The organism is Enterobacter cloacae complex sp. ECC445, assembly GCF_021892025.1.
GTDB classification, from domain to species: Bacteria; Pseudomonadota; Gammaproteobacteria; order Enterobacterales; family Enterobacteriaceae; genus Enterobacter; species Enterobacter chengduensis.
In genome coordinates this window covers 1-15,055 of the sequence record NZ_JAKLRZ010000036.1, presented here as the reverse complement: position 1 = coordinate 15,055, position 15,055 = coordinate 1, and the positions used below count along the sequence as shown (strand labels likewise).

Here is a 15,055-nt window from a genome sequence, read left to right as displayed (position 1 = left end):
TAAATAAAACACTAAGTAGGTTAGAACGGAAATTTATTGAGAGAGCATTAATTATTTAATATCTTAGTTAGCACAGAGAGGCTCGATACCCTCTCTGTGCTTAATAAAAACCCACCCTTTGGGGTCATAAATAATTTGCACATCATAATTCCATTCTTTTATAAATTTCTAAATTCTAAAAACAATTTCCCGCATCTTTCCCCTTCCCCCAGATCTACCCTATCCCCAACTCATAGCAGTACCCCTAAAAGCTTCCTGTTCTAAGACGAACTGCGACCTGTAAGAAGCGCCTTTGGCGGTCAGCCCCCCCGGTCAACCAGGGAACGAAGCGTGGTCTGAAACTGACCTCCTGTCTCGATACAGGTGACCACACCCTTTATCGCTACCCTGTTGCAAGCGTAGCGACAGACAGAACGCTGTAGAGAAGTCGGACGGCATTGCCGAAGGCTTTGCGTCCGTACTTCCTGCTGAATGTGCAAAACGCGGCGTCACTTTTAAGAGCGTAAGCGAGTGAAAGTGACGCCAGCGCGCAGATCAGCTTCAACCCAGCTACTGCCTGCAAATCCACTGCAACAAACAGGCTGACACTCAAACAGATGTCAGAAATTCACTTACCAGGAGGAGAAACCAGCACTACCGAACCGATACCGGAGGACAGGTTATTTTACCTGTGGGGATATACCTGCCTGAGCAGGCGGCTGCATTCGTGCATCACCGTACCCCGTCATACCTCATCCGCGCATTCTCCGGCGCACCGGTATCGTTCAGCACAGCACGCTGTGTCCAACCGCGCGTCGGAGAATTGAGTGGAGAGTAGCTATGTCGAAACTTACAAAACGCATGGAAAAACTCGCCCTGCTGGCTGGCGGCAGTTTTAAAACAGTCCATGATCGCCTCCGCATCGCCGGGCGTTTAAGCCAGCATCTGCACAAGCTGAATATCCAGATTCAGGATCTCCAGCATCTGAAATCGTCACATATCGAAAGCTACGTTATGGCGCGACGGGAAGCAGGCATTACGCCACGCACGCTACAAAACGAGATGGCCGCCCTGCGCACCATCCTTGCTCAGTCTGGACGTCAAAAATTTGCCCAATCGGAGCGCATCAGCAATAAAGCGCTCGGGCTGGGTAACGCCAGCCGGGCAGGAACGCATCTGCCATTAACCTCAGAACGCTGGTTGTCGGCGCTGTCTGCTTTTCATGAAAAGGATGAAGGGCTGGCTCTGACGCTTGAGCTTGCCAGAGCAATGGGTTTGCGTTCACAGGAAGCGGTGCAGTGTTGTCAGTCTCTGAAGACATGGGCCGCTGCGTTAGAGCGTGGAGAAAACCGATTGCAGGTGGTTTTTGGCACCAAAGGATCACGTTCCCGTCAGACGGTGGTGCTCGAACCTGAAAGGCTACGCAGCATCCTGAACCAGGCTATCCCCCTGATGACACAACGCGGGGGACGTTTGCTCAATAAACCCGATCTGCGCGCCGCAATGAATTACTGGCGTGCCAGCGCAGTTCGCGCAGGGCTGACTGGCCCCTATGCACCACACAGTCTGCGCTATTCATGGGCGCAAGAGGCGATGGCGCACTACCAGCGACTGGGGCTGAGTATAAAGGAAGCCAGGGCGATGGTTGCGATGGATCTTGGTCATGGCGATGGTCGAGGGCGCTACATCCAGCAGGTGTATGGGAGGCAATCATGAGCTATTACGTTTCTGCCGTCTCCGATCGGGCACGCAATAACTGGCCGAAAATATTTGAACAACTTGGCATTTTCATTCCACCAAATCATCGGCATGGTCCGTGTCCCTGTTGTGGGGGTAAGGATCGCTTCAGGATGGATGATCTGGAGGGGCGCGGCACATGGTTCTGCAATCAGTGCGGCGCAGGTGACGGACTGGATCTGGTTTCCCGCTTCTTCGGTTGCGCACTGGTTGCGGCCGCCGGAATGGTGCAGGACATGGATCCTGTACCGCTGGTTCCGCCAGCCAGGGAAAAATCACAGGCTTTGAATATGGAATCGCGTATTAAGACACTGCTTCGTCATTGCGAATCCGGAGAAGCGCCGTATCTGACAACGCGAGGCTGGCGACGAGCCCAGTGGCTTCTGACTGAGCGTAGTAGCCGGACAATCTGCGGCGTGCATTTCGGGGCGGGCACACTGGTATTGCCAATTCGAAATACAGGCGCGCAGCTGACAGGTGCGCAGTTCATTCATCCTGGAGGGAAAAAGTACCTTCTGCCCGGTAGCCATCTGAAGGATTGTTTTTGCCCGGTACATCAGGCGAGCCGCAACGGTAGACCGGAACCCTGGGCACCGGACAACAAACCACCGGAAGGCATCATCATTACCGAAGGATATGCAACCGCGCTTGCGGTCTCATGCCTTCATCATTTTCCGGTCGTTGCTGCCCTGTCGGCACACAACCTGAAAAATGTGGCCATCGCTTTCCGGGCGCAGTGGCCTGAATGCCACCTTATCCTGGCTGGCGATAATGATTGCAGTCAGGAGAAAAATACCGGGTTGCTGAATGCAACCGCCGCTGCCGAGGTTGTGAAGGGCTGTGTGGTTCTCCCTGCAGACATCACATTGAGCGACTGGGATGAATTTTACCGTCACTACGGTGAATCCATTTCCCGGATTGTGTTCAACCAGCAGCTTCCTGCAAATCTCAGGTCGTAAGTCATGACAGCATCAGACCGTACTCTCACCACCACCCTTCCGCTGCGCCGGGGCTCGGAAGGGTTTAACACCAGTCAGGATTATCTGGTGAAAGGACTCATCCCCGCCGGGGCGCTGTACAGTATTTACGGCCCCGGCGGCTCTTTTAAATCCTTTCTGGCGGTATCGCTGGCGTGCCATATTGCCAGCGGTACGTCATGGGGCGGAAGGCGAGTCAATCAAGGGGCTGTGCTGTTTATCGCCGGAGAAGGAGGAACCGGTGTATCGCGGCGGATCCGCGCCTGGGAACTCAGCGTTAATGACGAGATGGCGCTCGATAACCTGTTTCGCGTCGACTGCCCGATATTTCCAGCCGCTCCGGGAAGCATCGAGCAGGTGATTCTGGCGGCAAAGGACATTCAGAACATGACCGGAATGCCGGTACGGCTGATCATCCTTGATACGCTGGCCCGCTGTTTTGGTAACTCAGATGAAAACACCGCGCGGGATATGGGCGCATTTATCCAGGGTTGCGACGCCATTCGGTATCATACGCGCGCAGCGATGATGATCGTTCATCACTCGGGTAAGGATCAGGAACGGGGCGCACGCGGTTCAAGTGCTTTTCAGGCTGCGCTGGATGCCGAGTTTAACGTCAGGCGCGAGGGACGTCGCAACGCTATCACCCTGAGTTGTACAAAGATGAAAGATGCGGAGATGCCGGAAGTCACCGCCTACGATCTTGAGGAAGTCGTTATCTATACCGATAGCGATGGCGAACCAGTGACCTCGCTGGTACTGAACGACGAGCCCCGGCAACCAGACGATGACTTACTGAGTAGTGGCATTCCATCCGGCGTTCCTCATATCACCCGCAACCATACGGCGCTATGGCGCTGTATTAACCAACGCATCAGCCAGAATAAGCCCTGTACCCGCGCGCTCTTGCGCGACGATCTACGCGCAAAGGGAATTAACGTCGAGAAGAAATTTTCGCGCTGGCTGGAGAAGCTGTTGCGCGAGCAACTGATTGTGCTCGATGGAGAACAGATCCGGCTCCCGGATACGGGGGAATGATAGTGAAACTCGGAATATGTGGGGGATACACTGGCAGGTACTCGACTCCCCCCACATTATTCAGCTTTAACAGAGAAAGATGGGGGATGCCCTTTCAACCCGCGCCATTACTGGGACCATGGAATTCACCTCAGAGAATATGGGGGAGCCAGCCAGGAAAAAACAGGTGGGGGAATCAACCACAACATCTGTCCCTGATGCTGTGGTCGCTGTAAGAATTACTGAGGTAATTTCTCGTCTCTAAGCCGTCTGATCTCATCCTCTTCAAAAGCATCCCTTAATAGTTGTAGCTGATCGGCGAGGATGAGAAGCAACGCATAATTCGGGCCGATATCATCAGGATGCTCGAGCATCACATGCACCAGGACTCGCGAGCGATCGACCAGTTCTCTGGCTGAGGGTTGTTCTACGGTGATTTTCATAGATACCTCCGGCGGAGGCTGGTGCAACGGGAAATACAGGGACAGGACACATACGCAGCGCTCCGCTTCGTGATAAGCAGGTTAACGCCACCACCGGAGACGCCAGGCTCACTGGTGGTGACCCAGACAGGGTTGGCGTACCGGTTATCACGACCCGGCGCTTCTTTCGAAGCCCCTGCCTGAGCCACCATTGAAGGGGCGAGCGCAGGCCGCGCCAGTAGCACAGCAAACATCGCTACCGACACTCGTGATAATTCGGAACGCCAATTCCGGTTGCGGTTTTGCCGCAACGTGGGGACTATAGCGCAAGTCAGTACGCAAAAACTATGCTTATCGCCTCATAACCAAGGTGGTCTTATGCGCGCCGCATAAGCATGCGCGGTATAGTGTGTAAACTGGCGTTAATCGGAGGAGGTGGTATGGCTTATAGCTCTGAATTACTTTGCTCGATTCCAGGCATTTCTCATGGATTCCTGAACGTCAAAGAATCAGCATGTTTTGACAGGGGACCATTTGCTGAAATAAATCAGGTTCATGGTAATGAGCTAGTGTTTTTTAAAAGCAAACTACCACACAGACCAGATGCTGATGCCGCGTTTACCGATAAAAATAACTTAGGGTTAGGTGTTATTACTGCTGACTGCTTACCTTTATTGATGGCTTCATCTGACGGGAAATGCATCTGCGTAGCCCATGGTGGATGGAAAGGAATAGCCTCCGGGATAATACAAAAATGCATCTTGGAATTTGAGAAAAACAACATAACCCCTGAAGATATTCGCGTGAGCATTGGACCTCACATTGGATCATGCTGTTACGAAGTCTCTTCCGACTTCCACGCCAATCTGCTGAAGACATCTATAAGCCATATCGTTAACCAAAATGAATACCTGTTATTTCACAGTACGTTATCTGAAGGTTCAAAAGTTTATTTTGACTTATCAATGTGTGGAAAATTAGTTTTAGAATCCATGGGTGTTAAAGATGAACATATTGATATCATCAACACATGTACATATTGCTCTGGTAAAGATCTGGGAAGCTATAGACGTCGTAGCCATATCCCAGAAGCAAAAACGTATCAGTACTCATGGATTTTGAAGAGATCTGGAGTGTAACGCCCTGCACATCAACCTCACATCACATCGAGGACAATTTTATGCGCACCGCATAAAACAAAGCAGTATCCCGCTTTTGTGTCCTTGAATGTGCCCATAACCATATTTTCAAGGCAACGTATCGCTGATAGATTAACGAGTTAGCTCGATTTTCCAGCTTCTGCATTGATCCCCGCTAAGCAATGGTGATTTCCTCCCGGGAAATCACCATTGTCCAAATGGCAACTCGCCTAATCCCTTTTCACCCCCTATCCTGCATGCCTGCATCTATGGGGGGTCTATGGCGCGTTTTCTGTTTTGTAGTTTCGCATTAGTTCTGCTTTATCCGTCCGGCATTGATATGTATCTGGTGGGATTACCGCACATCGCCCGCGATCTGGGCGCCAGCGAGGCGCAGCTGCACATCGCGTTTTCCGCCTACCTCGCGGGGATGGCGTCGTCGATGGTGTTTGCCGGGAAGATCGCGGATAAGGCGGGCCGTCAGCCAGTGGCGATAACCGGCGCCATCATTTTTGCCCTGGCGTCCCTTCTCTGCTCGCAGGCGCAAAACAGCACCCTGTTCCTGACCGGGCGCTTTATCCAGGGCATTGGGGCGGGTGGCTGCTACGTGGTGGCCTTTGCGATCCTGCGCGATACCTTAAGCGCCCAGCGTCGCGCCAAAGTGCTGTCGATGCTGAACGGCATAACCTGCATCATCCCGGTGCTGGCTCCCGTCGTGGGCTACCTGATCATGTTGAAATTCCCGTGGCAGAGCCTGTTCTGGACCATGGCGGCGATGGGCGCGCTGGTGTTTATCCTGTCGATCGCCGTGCTGAAAGAGACCCACCCGGGCTCGCAAAATACCGGTCACACCCCAACAATTCACCCGGCAGAGAAGCTGCTTAACCGCTTTTTTCTCAGTCGTCTGGCCGTCACCACGCTAAGCGTGGCGGTGATCCTCACCTATGTAAACGTTTCCCCGGTTTTACTGATGGAGACCATGGGCTTCGATCGCGGCGAGTATTCAACGGTGATGGCGTTAACCGCCATGGTCAGTATGGCCGTCTCGTTCTCCACCCCCTTTGCGCTAAATGTTTTTAGCCAGCGCACGCTGATGCTGACCTCTCAGGTGCTGTTCCTCGCAGCAGGCGTAATCCTGGCGACGGCCACCTCACACGCGGTGATGCTGGTGGGTATTACGCTCATTTGTGCCGGGTTCTCGGTTGGCTTTGGCGTGGCGATGAGTCAGGCGCTCGGCCCGTTCTCGCTGCGGGCAGGCGTGGCGAGCTCGGTGCTGGGTATAGCGCAGGTCTGCGGCTCGTCGCTGTGGATCTGGCTGGCGGCGGTCATCGGACTTAACGCGCTGAATATGCTGATCGGCGTTCTGATTGGCTGTAGCATACTGTGCATCACCTTACTTATGGTCATCCAGCCCGCGGCGCATTATGAAGAAGCCCATCAGCAGTCTCGATCTTAACCTGTTGCTGTGCCTGCAGCTTTTGCTGCAGGAGCGCAGCGTCACCAAGGCGGCTAAGCGGATGAACGTGACGCCGTCGGCGGTGAGTAAATCGCTGGCCAAGCTGCGCGACTGGTTCGACGACCCGCTGTTTGTCAAAACGCCGTTAGGATTGCTTCCCACGCCGCTGACGGTGAGTCTTGAGCAGGATCTGGCTGACTGGATGCAAATCGGCAACCAGATACTCGATAAATTCCATCATGATTCACCTGGCGGTCTGACGTTCGTGCTGGCCGCCGAAACGCCGCTGATGCTGATCCGCTTCAATACCCTGCTGGAGCAGGTGAATCAGCGCTATCCGCAGGCGACGGTGAAGATGCGCCACTGGGATTACGATTCGCTGGACGCCATTACGCGTGGCGAGGTGGATCTTGGCTTTACCGGGCGAGAAACGCATCCGCGCTCCCGCGAGCTGCTGAAGCTGCTGCCGTGGTTTATCGACTACGAAATCCTGTTCAGCGACCGCCCCTGCGTCTATCTGCGCGAGGATCATCCGGCGCTTCAGCAAGAGTGGAATCTGGAGACCTTCCTGCGCTACCCGCATATCAGCATCTTCTGGGAACGCAGCGACACCTGGGCGCTGGATGAGGTGCTAAAGGAGATGGGACGTGAACGTAATATCGCCATGTGCCTGCCGGGCTTCGAACAGGCGATGTTTATGGCGGCGCAGCCCGGCCATCACTATATCGCCACCGCGCCGCACTACTGCCACCACTACAATGAACTCCACCAGCGGAAGCTGATCGCGCTTCCCATTCCCATTGATGAGGAGCTGGCGGAAAAGTTGACCGTGCCGTTCACGCTGATCTGGCATAAACGGAACAGCCATAACCCAAAAATCCTCTGGCTGCGGGAGACCATCAAGGCGCTGTACGGTGCGAGCGGTCCAATTTTTGCCTAAGAAAATGTAAAGTTCGGTCCTAAGGCTTCTCTTACTTCCATTTACTGATTAAAACAGGAGGCAAGTTAAGCGATAATCATGTAACCGTTTAACCGATTACGACCATTATCAGGGAGCGAAAAATGGCTACGCACTTTGCAAGAGGGATACTTACGGAAGGACGTCTCGTATCGGCAAGAATTTCTTCAGCCTGCCACCGTGAAGCACTCGCGCTTCCGGAACACCGCAGGTCGCGGTTTTTAGCGTCCCGGGCGCTTCTCGCGGAACTGATGTTTATGCTGTACGGCACCAGCGAACTGCCGGACATCACGACCCAACCCGAAGGCCGCCCGGTCTTCGCCGACCCGGATCTCCCCCGTTTTTCGATTGCCTACACGGGCAATATCATTGGCGTTGCGCTGACCACCGAAGGAGATTGTGGGCTGGATATGGAACTTCAGCGCGCGACGCGCAGCTTCCACGGGGGCAATGCCCATGAAGACTATCCGCTCTCCAGCAACGAGAAGCTGTGGGTCCGCAACCAGAACGATCCTGTCGAAGCCAGAGCCCAGCTCATTACCTTGCGCCAGAGCATTCGCAAGCTCTGTGGATGCGCCTCAGACGATGCCAGCCTGCTGCAGCTGTTGCCGGGCTCCGGGCGTCTGCGCGCCGCCCAGGCCACGCTGGTAGAAGCGCTCTGCGATGCAGAAGATGTGCTCATTTGGTCCATTGCGGTGACCCCCGCCATCGAACGCATGAAAATCTGGGAATTTGACAGCCAACAGGGATGGCGTAGCCTTCCTGATGTGCCCGAGCGCGCCAACGAGCCCGCCGCACGCCTGATGCGTTTAACCAGTTTACCGGCAGAAAAAGCATTCACCCTTAGCTGATCCATTCAGGGTCATCATGATGAAACAGGAGTAATCATGTCTGATACGTTGAAAGTTGTTACGTTACTGGGAAGCCTGCGCAAAGGTTCATTTAACGGGATGGTAGCCCGCACGCTGCCGCAGCTGGCACCAGCAGGAATGGAGATTAGCGCCCTGCCGTCTATTGGCGATATTCCGCTGTATGACGCTGACGTTCAGCAGGAAGAGGGATTCCCGCAGAGCGTTGAGGCGCTGGCAGAGCAGATCCGCCAGGCCGACGGCGTGGTCATTGTCACGCCGGAATATAACTACTCGGTTCCGGGTGGCCTGAAGAATGCCATCGACTGGCTGTCGCGTTTACCTGAGCAGCCGCTCGCGGGCAAACCGGTGCTGATCCAGACCAGCTCCATGGGCGCCATTGGCGGCGCGCGCTGCCAGTATCATCTGCGCCAGATCCTTGTGTTCCTGGATGCGATGGTGATGAACAAGCCGGAGTTTATGGGTGGCGTGATTCAGAACAAGGTCGACCCGCAGACGGGTGAAGTGGTGGATCAGAGCACGCGCGACCATCTTTCTGGCCAGCTAACGGCGTTCGGGGATTATATTAAGCGGGTTAAAGCGTAAGATCGTTGCTGCCTTATGCCCTCACCCTGGCCCTCTCCCCGTGGGAGAGGGAACAAACGCTAAAGCCCTTTTCGAAGAAAAGGGCTTGCTGTTTATTTGGCGTCAATAAACACAATCTTCAGCACAAACAGCAGTGCAACAACAATCACGCACGGGCTGAGGTCGCGGAAGCGGCCGGTACCGATCTTCATTACGCAGTAGGAGATAAAGCCCAGCGCGATACCTTCGGTAATCGAGAAGCTGAACGGCATCATCACGGCGGTAATAAACGCCGGCACCGCTTCGGTTAAATCATCCCACTTCACGCGTGACAGGCTGGAGGTCATCAGCACCCCCACGTAGATCAGCGCGCCGGCCGCTGCATACGGAGGAACCATACCCGCCAGCGGAGAGAGGAAGATCACCAGCAGGAACAGAATACCCACCACCACCGCCGTCAGGCCGGTACGGCCGCCTACGGACACGCCGGAAGAGGATTCAATGTAAGCGGTAACAGACGAGGTGCCGATGAAAGAGCCCGCGACGGAAGAGATGCTATCCACAAACAGCGCCTGCTTCATGCGCGGGAATTTCCCTTTCTCGTCCGCCAGGCCCGCTTTGTCCGTCACGCCAATCAGCGTGCCGGAGGAGTCAAACAGGTTAACCAGCATGAAGGAGAAAATCACGCCCGCCAGGCCCAGGTTCAGGGAACCCGCCAGGTCAACGTGACCAATCACGGTTGAGACGCTCGGCGGCGCGGAGACGATGCCGTTATAGTGAACGTCGCCCAGCATCCAGCCCAGCAGGGTGGTAACCACGATGGACACCAGCACCGCCGCGTGAATATTGCGGGAGGCCAGGATCGCGATGATAAAGAAGCCCAGCACGCCCAGCAGCACGTTATGCGAGGTCAGGTGGCCAATGGTCACCAGCGTGTCCGGGTTCGCCACGATCACGCCGGCGTTTTTCAGCCCCATCATGCCGATGAACAGACCAATACCGCTGGTGATGCCCACGCGCAGGCTCACGGGAATGTTCGCAATCATCCAGTAACGCACGCGGAAAATGGTCAGCAGCAGCAGGCCAATCGCGCCCCAGAAGATGGCGCCCATGCCCACCTGCCACGGCAGGCCCATCGCCTGAACCACCACGAACGCGAAGAACGCATTCAGGCCCATTGCCGGCGCCAGCGCAACCGGCAGGTTAGCGAACACGCCCATCAGGATGCTGCCAAGCGCCGCAATCAGACAGGTGGTTACGAAGACGGCGCTGGTATCCATGCCAGCGACGCCCAGAATTTGAGGGTTCACAAAAACGATATAGACCATCGTCAGGAAGGTGGTGAAACCGGCGATCACTTCGGTGCGTGCCGTTGTGCCGTGCTCGCGCAGCTTAAACACGCGCTCAAGCAGACCCTGACCAGATGTCTGGGTAGTGTGTTGTTGACTCATCATCAATTTCCGAACAAGGAGGGAAAATTCGTCGCTATCCTATACCAAAATGCGACAATAGTGGCGGTTACGTGATACTTTTTTCATTGAATTTGCTTATACGGCAACGATTGCGTGCCGGTGAACTGCCGTACGTAAACGTTAAACTGGTTAAAAGGGAAAGGCATGTCCGGAATTGAAGCGGTATTTTTCGACTGCGACGGAACGCTGGTCGACAGTGAGGTCATTTGTTCCCGCGCGTATGTCACCATGTTCCAGGAATTTGGCATTACGCTGGAACTTGAAGAGGTGTTTAAGCGCTTTAAGGGCGTAAAGCTCTACGAGATCATCGACATCATTAACGAAGAACACGGCGTGGATCTGGCGAAAGCGGAGCTGGAGCCCGTCTACCGCGCCGAGGTTGCACGCCTGTTCGATTCGGAGCTGGAGGTGATTCCGGGCGCAAACGCGCTGCTGGAGGCCATGACGGTGCCAGTCTGCGTCGTCTCCAACGGTCCGGTCAGCAAAATGCAGCACTCGCTCGGCAAGCTTAATATGTTGCACCACTTTCCGGAAAAGCTGTTCAGCGGCTACGATATCCAGCGCTGGAAGCCGGACCCGGCGCTGATGTTCCATGCGGCGAAAGCGATGAACGTCAACGTGGAGAACTGCATTCTGGTGGATGACTCGACCGCGGGCGCGCAGTCGGGCATTGATGCCGGGATGGAGGTGTTTTACTTCTGTGCCGATCCGCACAACAAGCCGATCGTTCATCCTAAAGTGACCACCTTTACCGATCTGGCGCAGTTGCCAGAGCTGTGGAAGGCGCGCGGGTGGAATATTACTTGCTGAAAAAACAAAGCCGGATGGCGCTAGCGCTTATCCGGCCTACAGATCGTGCGTAGGGCGGGTAAGCGCTAGCGCCACTCGCCACAAAAATCACTCTTTCGGATCTTTACCCGCCAGCAGCTTGTCCAGCTCGTCGCCGCCGACGTGACGGAAGTCCTGACCCTTCACGAAGTAGAAAATGTATTCGCAAATGTTCTGGCAGCGGTCACCGATACGCTCGATGGAGCGCGCGCAGAACAGGGCAGTCAGCACGCTTGGAATGGTACGGGAGTCTTCCATCATGTAGGTCATCAGCTGACGCACGATGCCTTCATACTCCTGGTCGACCTTCTTGTCTTCACGGTAGATACGTACCGCTTCGTCCAGATCCATACGCGCAAAAGCATCCAGCACGTCGTGCAGCATCTGCACGGTGTGGCGGCCCAGCGACTCCAGGCTCACCAGCAGCGGCTGGTGCTGCTGAGAGAATTTCTCCAGCGCGGTGCGGCAGATTTTATCGGCAACGTCACCAATACGCTCCAGCTCGGCGATGGTTTTGATGATCGCCATCACCAGACGCAGGTCGCTCGCCGTCGGCTGACGTTTCGCGATAATGCGCACGCAGGCTTCGTCGATCGCGACTTCCATCATGTTGACGTTTTTGTCGCCTTCAATGACGCGCTTCGCCAGCTCGCTGTCCTGGTTGTGCATTGCCGTAATCGCATCGGAAAGCTGCTGCTCAACCATGCCGCCCATGGTCATCACCTGCGTGCGAATACTTTCCAGCTCTGCGTTGAACTGGCCTGAAATGTGTTTATTAAGATTGAGATTGTCCATCGCGCGCTCCTGAATCAACCGTAACGACCGGTGATATAGTCTTCTGTTTGCTTTTTAGCGGGCTTGGTGAACAGATCGTCCGTGTTACTGAACTCAATCAACTCGCCCAGGTACATAAACGCCGTGTGATCGGAGCAACGCGCAGCCTGCTGCATGTTGTGGGTCACGATAACCACGGTGTAATCCTGCTTCAGTTCGGTGATCAGCTCTTCAATACGACCGGTTGAGATCGGGTCCAGCGCTGAACACGGCTCATCCAGCAGCAACACTTCCGGACGAATAGCAATACCGCGCGCAATGCACAGACGCTGCTGCTGACCACCGGAGAGAGAGTAACCGCTCTGGTGAAGTTTATCTTTGGTTTCGTTCCATAATGCGGCCTTGGTCAATGCCCACTGCACGCGCTCGTCCATATCGGCACGGGAGAGCTTTTCAAACAGGCGAACGCCAAAGGCGATGTTGTCATAAATGGACATCGGGAACGGCGTGGGTTTCTGGAACACCATCCCCACTTTCGCGCGCAGCAGGGCGATATCCTGCGCCTGGGTCAGAATGTTTTCGCCGTCGAGGATAATTTCACCTTCAGCGCGCTGCTCCGGATAGAGCGAATACATTTTGTTAAAGGTACGCAGCAGCGTGGATTTCCCACAGCCTGACGGACCGATAAATGCCGTGACCTGGTTCTTCGCGATATCCAGGTTGATGTTCTTCAGGGCATGGAATTTGCCGTAGTAGAAGTTCAAATCACGAACCTGAATCTTACCCGGGGCAGTATCAACCATACTCATTGACTCATTTCCTCATTCGGCGCCGCGAGCTGCCGCGCCGTAAAAAATTAACCGTGTTTCTTCTTCGCGAAAATGACGCGCGCCAGAATGTTCAGCAACAGTACGCAAAGGGTAATGATCAGCACCCCGGCCCAGGCCAGCTGCTGCCATTCCGCGAATGGGCTCATCGCAAATTTAAAGATCGTCACCGGCAGGTTGGCGATCGGCTGCATCATGTCCGTACTCCAGAACTGGTTGGAGAGGGAAGTAAACAGCAGCGGCGCCGTTTCACCGGCAATACGCGCAACGGCCAGCAGGATACCAGTCATGATCCCGGAAACGGACGCCTTCAGCGTAATCGCGGAGATCATCTTCCATTTCGGCGTACCCAGCGCATAAGCCGCTTCACGCAGGCTGTCCGGCACCAGTTTCAACATATTCTCGGTGGTACGAATCACAATCGGCACCTGCAGCAGCGCCAGCGCAATTACGCCCGCCCAGCCGGAGAAGTGTTCCATTTGCGCCACCACCACGGTGTATACAAACAGACCCACGACGATAGAAGGTGCAGACAGCAGTATGTCGTTAATGAAGCGAATGACTTCCGCCAGGACGGATTTACGGCCGTATTCCGCCAGGTAGATACCCGCCATAATGCCCAGCGGCGTGCCGAAGACCGTCGCCCAGAGGATCAGCAAGCCGCTGCCCGCCAGGGCATTCGCCAGGCCACCGCCCGCCGTGTTGGGCGGCGGCGTCATTTCGGTGAACAGTGACAGGGACATCCCGTCAATCCCGCGAACGACCGTCGAGAAGAGGATCCAGACCAGCCAGAAGAGACCGAACGCCATCGTCGCCATAGAGAGCGTCAACGCAATACGGTTTTTCATGCGGCGTCTGGCCTGCATTTTGCGGCGGGATTCCGCCAGTTCAGCGGTAGCTTGCATTTCGAGAGTGGCCATTAGCGTGCTCCCTCATTTTTAGCGAGGCGCATAATCATCAGTTTGGAAATCGCCAGAACAATGAAGGTGATAACGAACAGAATCAGGCCCAGCTCCATCAGCGCCGCGACGTGCAGCCCTGATTCCGCTTCCGCAAATTCATTTGCCAGCGCCGAGGTAATGCTGTTACCCGGCATATAGAGCGACACGCTGTCGAGCTGGTAGGTGTTACCGATGATAAAGGTCACCGCCATGGTTTCACCCAGCGCACGGCCCAGGCCCAGCATCACGCCCCCGATCACCCCATTTTTGGTGAACGGAAGGACAATGCGCCAGATCACTTCCCAGGTGGTGCAGCCGATGCCGTAGGCCGACTCTTTCATCATCACCGGCGTTTGTTCAAAGACATCGCGCATAACCGCCGCAATGTACGGAATAATCATGATGGCAAGGATCACCCCAGCCGCCAGTATGCCAATACCAAAAGCCGGGCCAGAGAACAGGGCGCCCACAAACGGAATGGCAGAAAGCACATTTCCCACCGGCTCCTGAAAGTACGTGGCGAACAGCGGTGCAAAGATAAACAGGCCCCACATGCCGTAGACGATACTCGGAATGGCCGCCAGCAGCTCAATGGCGATACCCAGCGGGCGTCGCAGCCAGCCTGGCGCCAGCTCCGTCAGGAACAGGGCAATACCAAAGCTCACCGGAACCGCAATCAGCAGGGCGATGAACGAGGTCACCAGCGTACCGTAAATAGGCACCAGCGCACCGTAAACGTCGTTCGGCGCGTCCCACTCTTTGGTCCACAGGAAGGAGAAACCGAATTTCTGGATGCTCGGCCATGAGGAGAAAATCAGAGACACGATGATGCCGCCCAGCAGCAATAGCACAATCAGCGCAGCCAGTTTGACCAGCGCGCTGAAAATCATGTCACCTTTTTTACCCGGAGGGTTAAATGCAGGCTTGGTTGCAGCCATAAATCACTCTTCTTTATGAGACGTCTTACGAATATGCCCGGTGGGGGGGGGGGGGGGGGGGGGGCCGAAAAAAAAAAAAGGGGGGGGGTGGGCGGCCCCCCCCCCCCCACGGGTTTTATAAATTAATTTTTTTAAAACAGGATAAGCGCGGGGTGGT

Annotated in this window: 16 protein-coding genes; 9 read left to right on the top strand and 7 right to left on the bottom strand. The window is 55.1% G+C overall.

The annotated features are described in order from the left end of the window. The first annotated feature begins 819 nt into the window (after positions 1–819). Genes L6R44_RS22055 through L6R44_RS22045 form a run of 3 tightly spaced genes read left to right on the top strand, consistent with a single transcriptional unit; the run spans position 820 to position 3,731 of the window. On the top strand, positions 820–1,695 hold the full coding sequence (locus L6R44_RS22055) for an integrase domain-containing protein (protein WP_237425423.1): 876 nt from the start codon (positions 820–822) through the stop codon (positions 1,693–1,695). Continuing rightward, complete coding sequence (locus L6R44_RS22050) at positions 1,692–2,675, top strand: primase-helicase zinc-binding domain-containing protein (protein ID WP_237425422.1); 984 nt, start codon at positions 1,692–1,694, stop codon at positions 2,673–2,675. Before L6R44_RS22055 ends, L6R44_RS22050 begins: the two co-directional genes overlap by 4 nt. Positions 2,676–2,678: 3 nt before the next feature. Next, positions 2,679–3,731 carry a helicase RepA family protein gene (locus L6R44_RS22045; RefSeq protein ID WP_237425421.1) on the top strand — a complete coding sequence of 351 codons (1,053 nt, stop codon included), beginning with the start codon at positions 2,679–2,681 and terminating at the stop codon, positions 3,729–3,731. A 218-nt stretch (positions 3,732–3,949) separates the two neighbouring features. Here L6R44_RS22045 and L6R44_RS22040 read toward each other — a convergent pair whose 3' ends face one another. After that, positions 3,950–4,153, bottom strand: a complete 204-nt coding sequence (locus L6R44_RS22040) for a hypothetical protein (protein WP_015959185.1) — start codon at positions 4,151–4,153, stop codon at positions 3,950–3,952. Then, on the bottom strand, positions 4,150–4,344 hold the full coding sequence (locus L6R44_RS25070; protein ID WP_237425424.1) for an ash family protein: 195 nt from the start codon (positions 4,342–4,344) through the stop codon (positions 4,150–4,152). Before L6R44_RS25070 ends, L6R44_RS22040 begins: the two co-directional genes overlap by 4 nt. Before the next feature lie 228 nt (positions 4,345–4,572). Here L6R44_RS25070 and pgeF point away from each other — a divergent pair, with 228 nt between their 5' ends. From pgeF to L6R44_RS22010, 5 genes are all read left to right on the top strand, one after another. Then, positions 4,573–5,271: a peptidoglycan editing factor PgeF gene (gene pgeF / locus L6R44_RS22030; protein WP_237425420.1), complete on the top strand. Its 699-nt coding sequence runs from the start codon at positions 4,573–4,575 to the stop codon at positions 5,269–5,271. Between the two features lie 280 nt (positions 5,272–5,551). Further along, positions 5,552–6,727, top strand: coding sequence for an MFS transporter (locus tag L6R44_RS22025; protein WP_237425419.1), 1,176 nt, complete (start codon positions 5,552–5,554; stop codon positions 6,725–6,727). After that, positions 6,696–7,667 carry an HTH-type transcriptional regulator YidZ gene (gene yidZ, locus L6R44_RS22020; RefSeq protein WP_237425418.1) on the top strand — a complete coding sequence of 324 codons (972 nt, stop codon included), beginning with the start codon at positions 6,696–6,698 and terminating at the stop codon, positions 7,665–7,667. Before L6R44_RS22025 ends, yidZ begins: the two co-directional genes overlap by 32 nt. Positions 7,668–7,789: 122 nt before the next feature. Next, positions 7,790–8,536 carry a 4'-phosphopantetheinyl transferase family protein gene (locus L6R44_RS22015; protein WP_032644255.1) on the top strand — a complete coding sequence of 249 codons (747 nt, stop codon included), beginning with the start codon at positions 7,790–7,792 and terminating at the stop codon, positions 8,534–8,536. Positions 8,537–8,572: 36 nt separating this feature from the next. Further along, entirely contained in the window at positions 8,573–9,139 is a 567-nt protein-coding gene (locus L6R44_RS22010) for an NADPH-dependent FMN reductase (protein WP_023309798.1), read from the top strand. 92 nt (positions 9,140–9,231) lie between these two features. Here the strand turns inward: L6R44_RS22010 and adeP are convergent, their stop codons facing one another. Then, the gene (gene adeP / locus L6R44_RS22005; protein WP_143349474.1) at positions 9,232–10,569 is read right to left on the bottom strand and encodes an adenine permease AdeP; all 1,338 of its coding nucleotides are present in this window, start codon (positions 10,567–10,569) and stop codon (positions 9,232–9,234) included. A gap of 165 nt (positions 10,570–10,734) precedes the next feature. On the opposite strand from adeP, the gene yieH reads away from it, so the two are divergent. Beyond that, positions 10,735–11,400, top strand: coding sequence for a 6-phosphogluconate phosphatase (yieH, locus tag L6R44_RS22000; protein WP_237425417.1), 666 nt, complete (start codon positions 10,735–10,737; stop codon positions 11,398–11,400). Positions 11,401–11,487: 87 nt separating this feature from the next. Here yieH and phoU read toward each other — a convergent pair whose 3' ends face one another. Genes phoU through pstC form a run of 4 tightly spaced genes read right to left on the bottom strand, consistent with a single transcriptional unit; the run spans position 11,488 to position 14,898 of the window. Then, positions 11,488–12,213 carry a phosphate signaling complex protein PhoU gene (phoU, locus tag L6R44_RS21995; protein WP_008500182.1) on the bottom strand — a complete coding sequence of 242 codons (726 nt, stop codon included), beginning with the start codon at positions 12,211–12,213 and terminating at the stop codon, positions 11,488–11,490. Between the two features lie 14 nt (positions 12,214–12,227). Beyond that, positions 12,228–13,001 carry a phosphate ABC transporter ATP-binding protein PstB gene (gene pstB / locus L6R44_RS21990; protein ID WP_008500183.1) on the bottom strand — a complete coding sequence of 258 codons (774 nt, stop codon included), beginning with the start codon at positions 12,999–13,001 and terminating at the stop codon, positions 12,228–12,230. 47 nt (positions 13,002–13,048) lie between these two features. Then, positions 13,049–13,939 carry a phosphate ABC transporter permease PstA gene (gene pstA, locus L6R44_RS21985; protein WP_032644259.1) on the bottom strand — a complete coding sequence of 297 codons (891 nt, stop codon included), beginning with the start codon at positions 13,937–13,939 and terminating at the stop codon, positions 13,049–13,051. Then, the gene (gene pstC, locus L6R44_RS21980; RefSeq protein WP_237425416.1) at positions 13,939–14,898 is read right to left on the bottom strand and encodes a phosphate ABC transporter permease PstC; all 960 of its coding nucleotides are present in this window, start codon (positions 14,896–14,898) and stop codon (positions 13,939–13,941) included. Before pstC ends, pstA begins: the two co-directional genes overlap by 1 nt. Positions 14,899–15,055: the final 157 nt, after the last annotated feature.

Bases quoted from the DNA above. Each gene is read 5' to 3' on its own strand.
- L6R44_RS22055 (WP_237425423.1), top strand. From the start codon at position 820: ATGTCGAAACTTACAAAACGCATGGAAAAACTCGCCCTGCTGGCTGGC.
- L6R44_RS22050 (WP_237425422.1), top strand. From the start codon at position 1,692: ATGAGCTATTACGTTTCTGCCGTCTCCGATCGGGCACGCAATAACTGG.
- L6R44_RS22045 (WP_237425421.1), top strand. From the start codon at position 2,679: ATGACAGCATCAGACCGTACTCTCACCACCACCCTTCCGCTGCGCCGG.
- L6R44_RS22040 (WP_015959185.1), bottom strand. From the start codon at position 4,153: ATGAAAATCACCGTAGAACAACCCTCAGCCAGAGAACTGGTCGATCGC.
- L6R44_RS25070 (WP_237425424.1), bottom strand. From the start codon at position 4,344: ATGGTGGCTCAGGCAGGGGCTTCGAAAGAAGCGCCGGGTCGTGATAAC.
- pgeF (WP_237425420.1), top strand. From the start codon at position 4,573: ATGGCTTATAGCTCTGAATTACTTTGCTCGATTCCAGGCATTTCTCAT.
- L6R44_RS22025 (WP_237425419.1), top strand. From the start codon at position 5,552: ATGGCGCGTTTTCTGTTTTGTAGTTTCGCATTAGTTCTGCTTTATCCG.
- yidZ (WP_237425418.1), top strand. From the start codon at position 6,696: ATGAAGAAGCCCATCAGCAGTCTCGATCTTAACCTGTTGCTGTGCCTG.
- L6R44_RS22015 (WP_032644255.1), top strand. From the start codon at position 7,790: ATGGCTACGCACTTTGCAAGAGGGATACTTACGGAAGGACGTCTCGTA.
- L6R44_RS22010 (WP_023309798.1), top strand. From the start codon at position 8,573: ATGTCTGATACGTTGAAAGTTGTTACGTTACTGGGAAGCCTGCGCAAA.
- adeP (WP_143349474.1), bottom strand. From the start codon at position 10,569: ATGAGTCAACAACACACTACCCAGACATCTGGTCAGGGTCTGCTTGAG.
- yieH (WP_237425417.1), top strand. From the start codon at position 10,735: ATGTCCGGAATTGAAGCGGTATTTTTCGACTGCGACGGAACGCTGGTC.
- phoU (WP_008500182.1), bottom strand. From the start codon at position 12,213: ATGGACAATCTCAATCTTAATAAACACATTTCAGGCCAGTTCAACGCA.
- pstB (WP_008500183.1), bottom strand. From the start codon at position 13,001: ATGAGTATGGTTGATACTGCCCCGGGTAAGATTCAGGTTCGTGATTTG.
- pstA (WP_032644259.1), bottom strand. From the start codon at position 13,939: ATGGCCACTCTCGAAATGCAAGCTACCGCTGAACTGGCGGAATCCCGC.
- pstC (WP_237425416.1), bottom strand. From the start codon at position 14,898: ATGGCTGCAACCAAGCCTGCATTTAACCCTCCGGGTAAAAAAGGTGAC.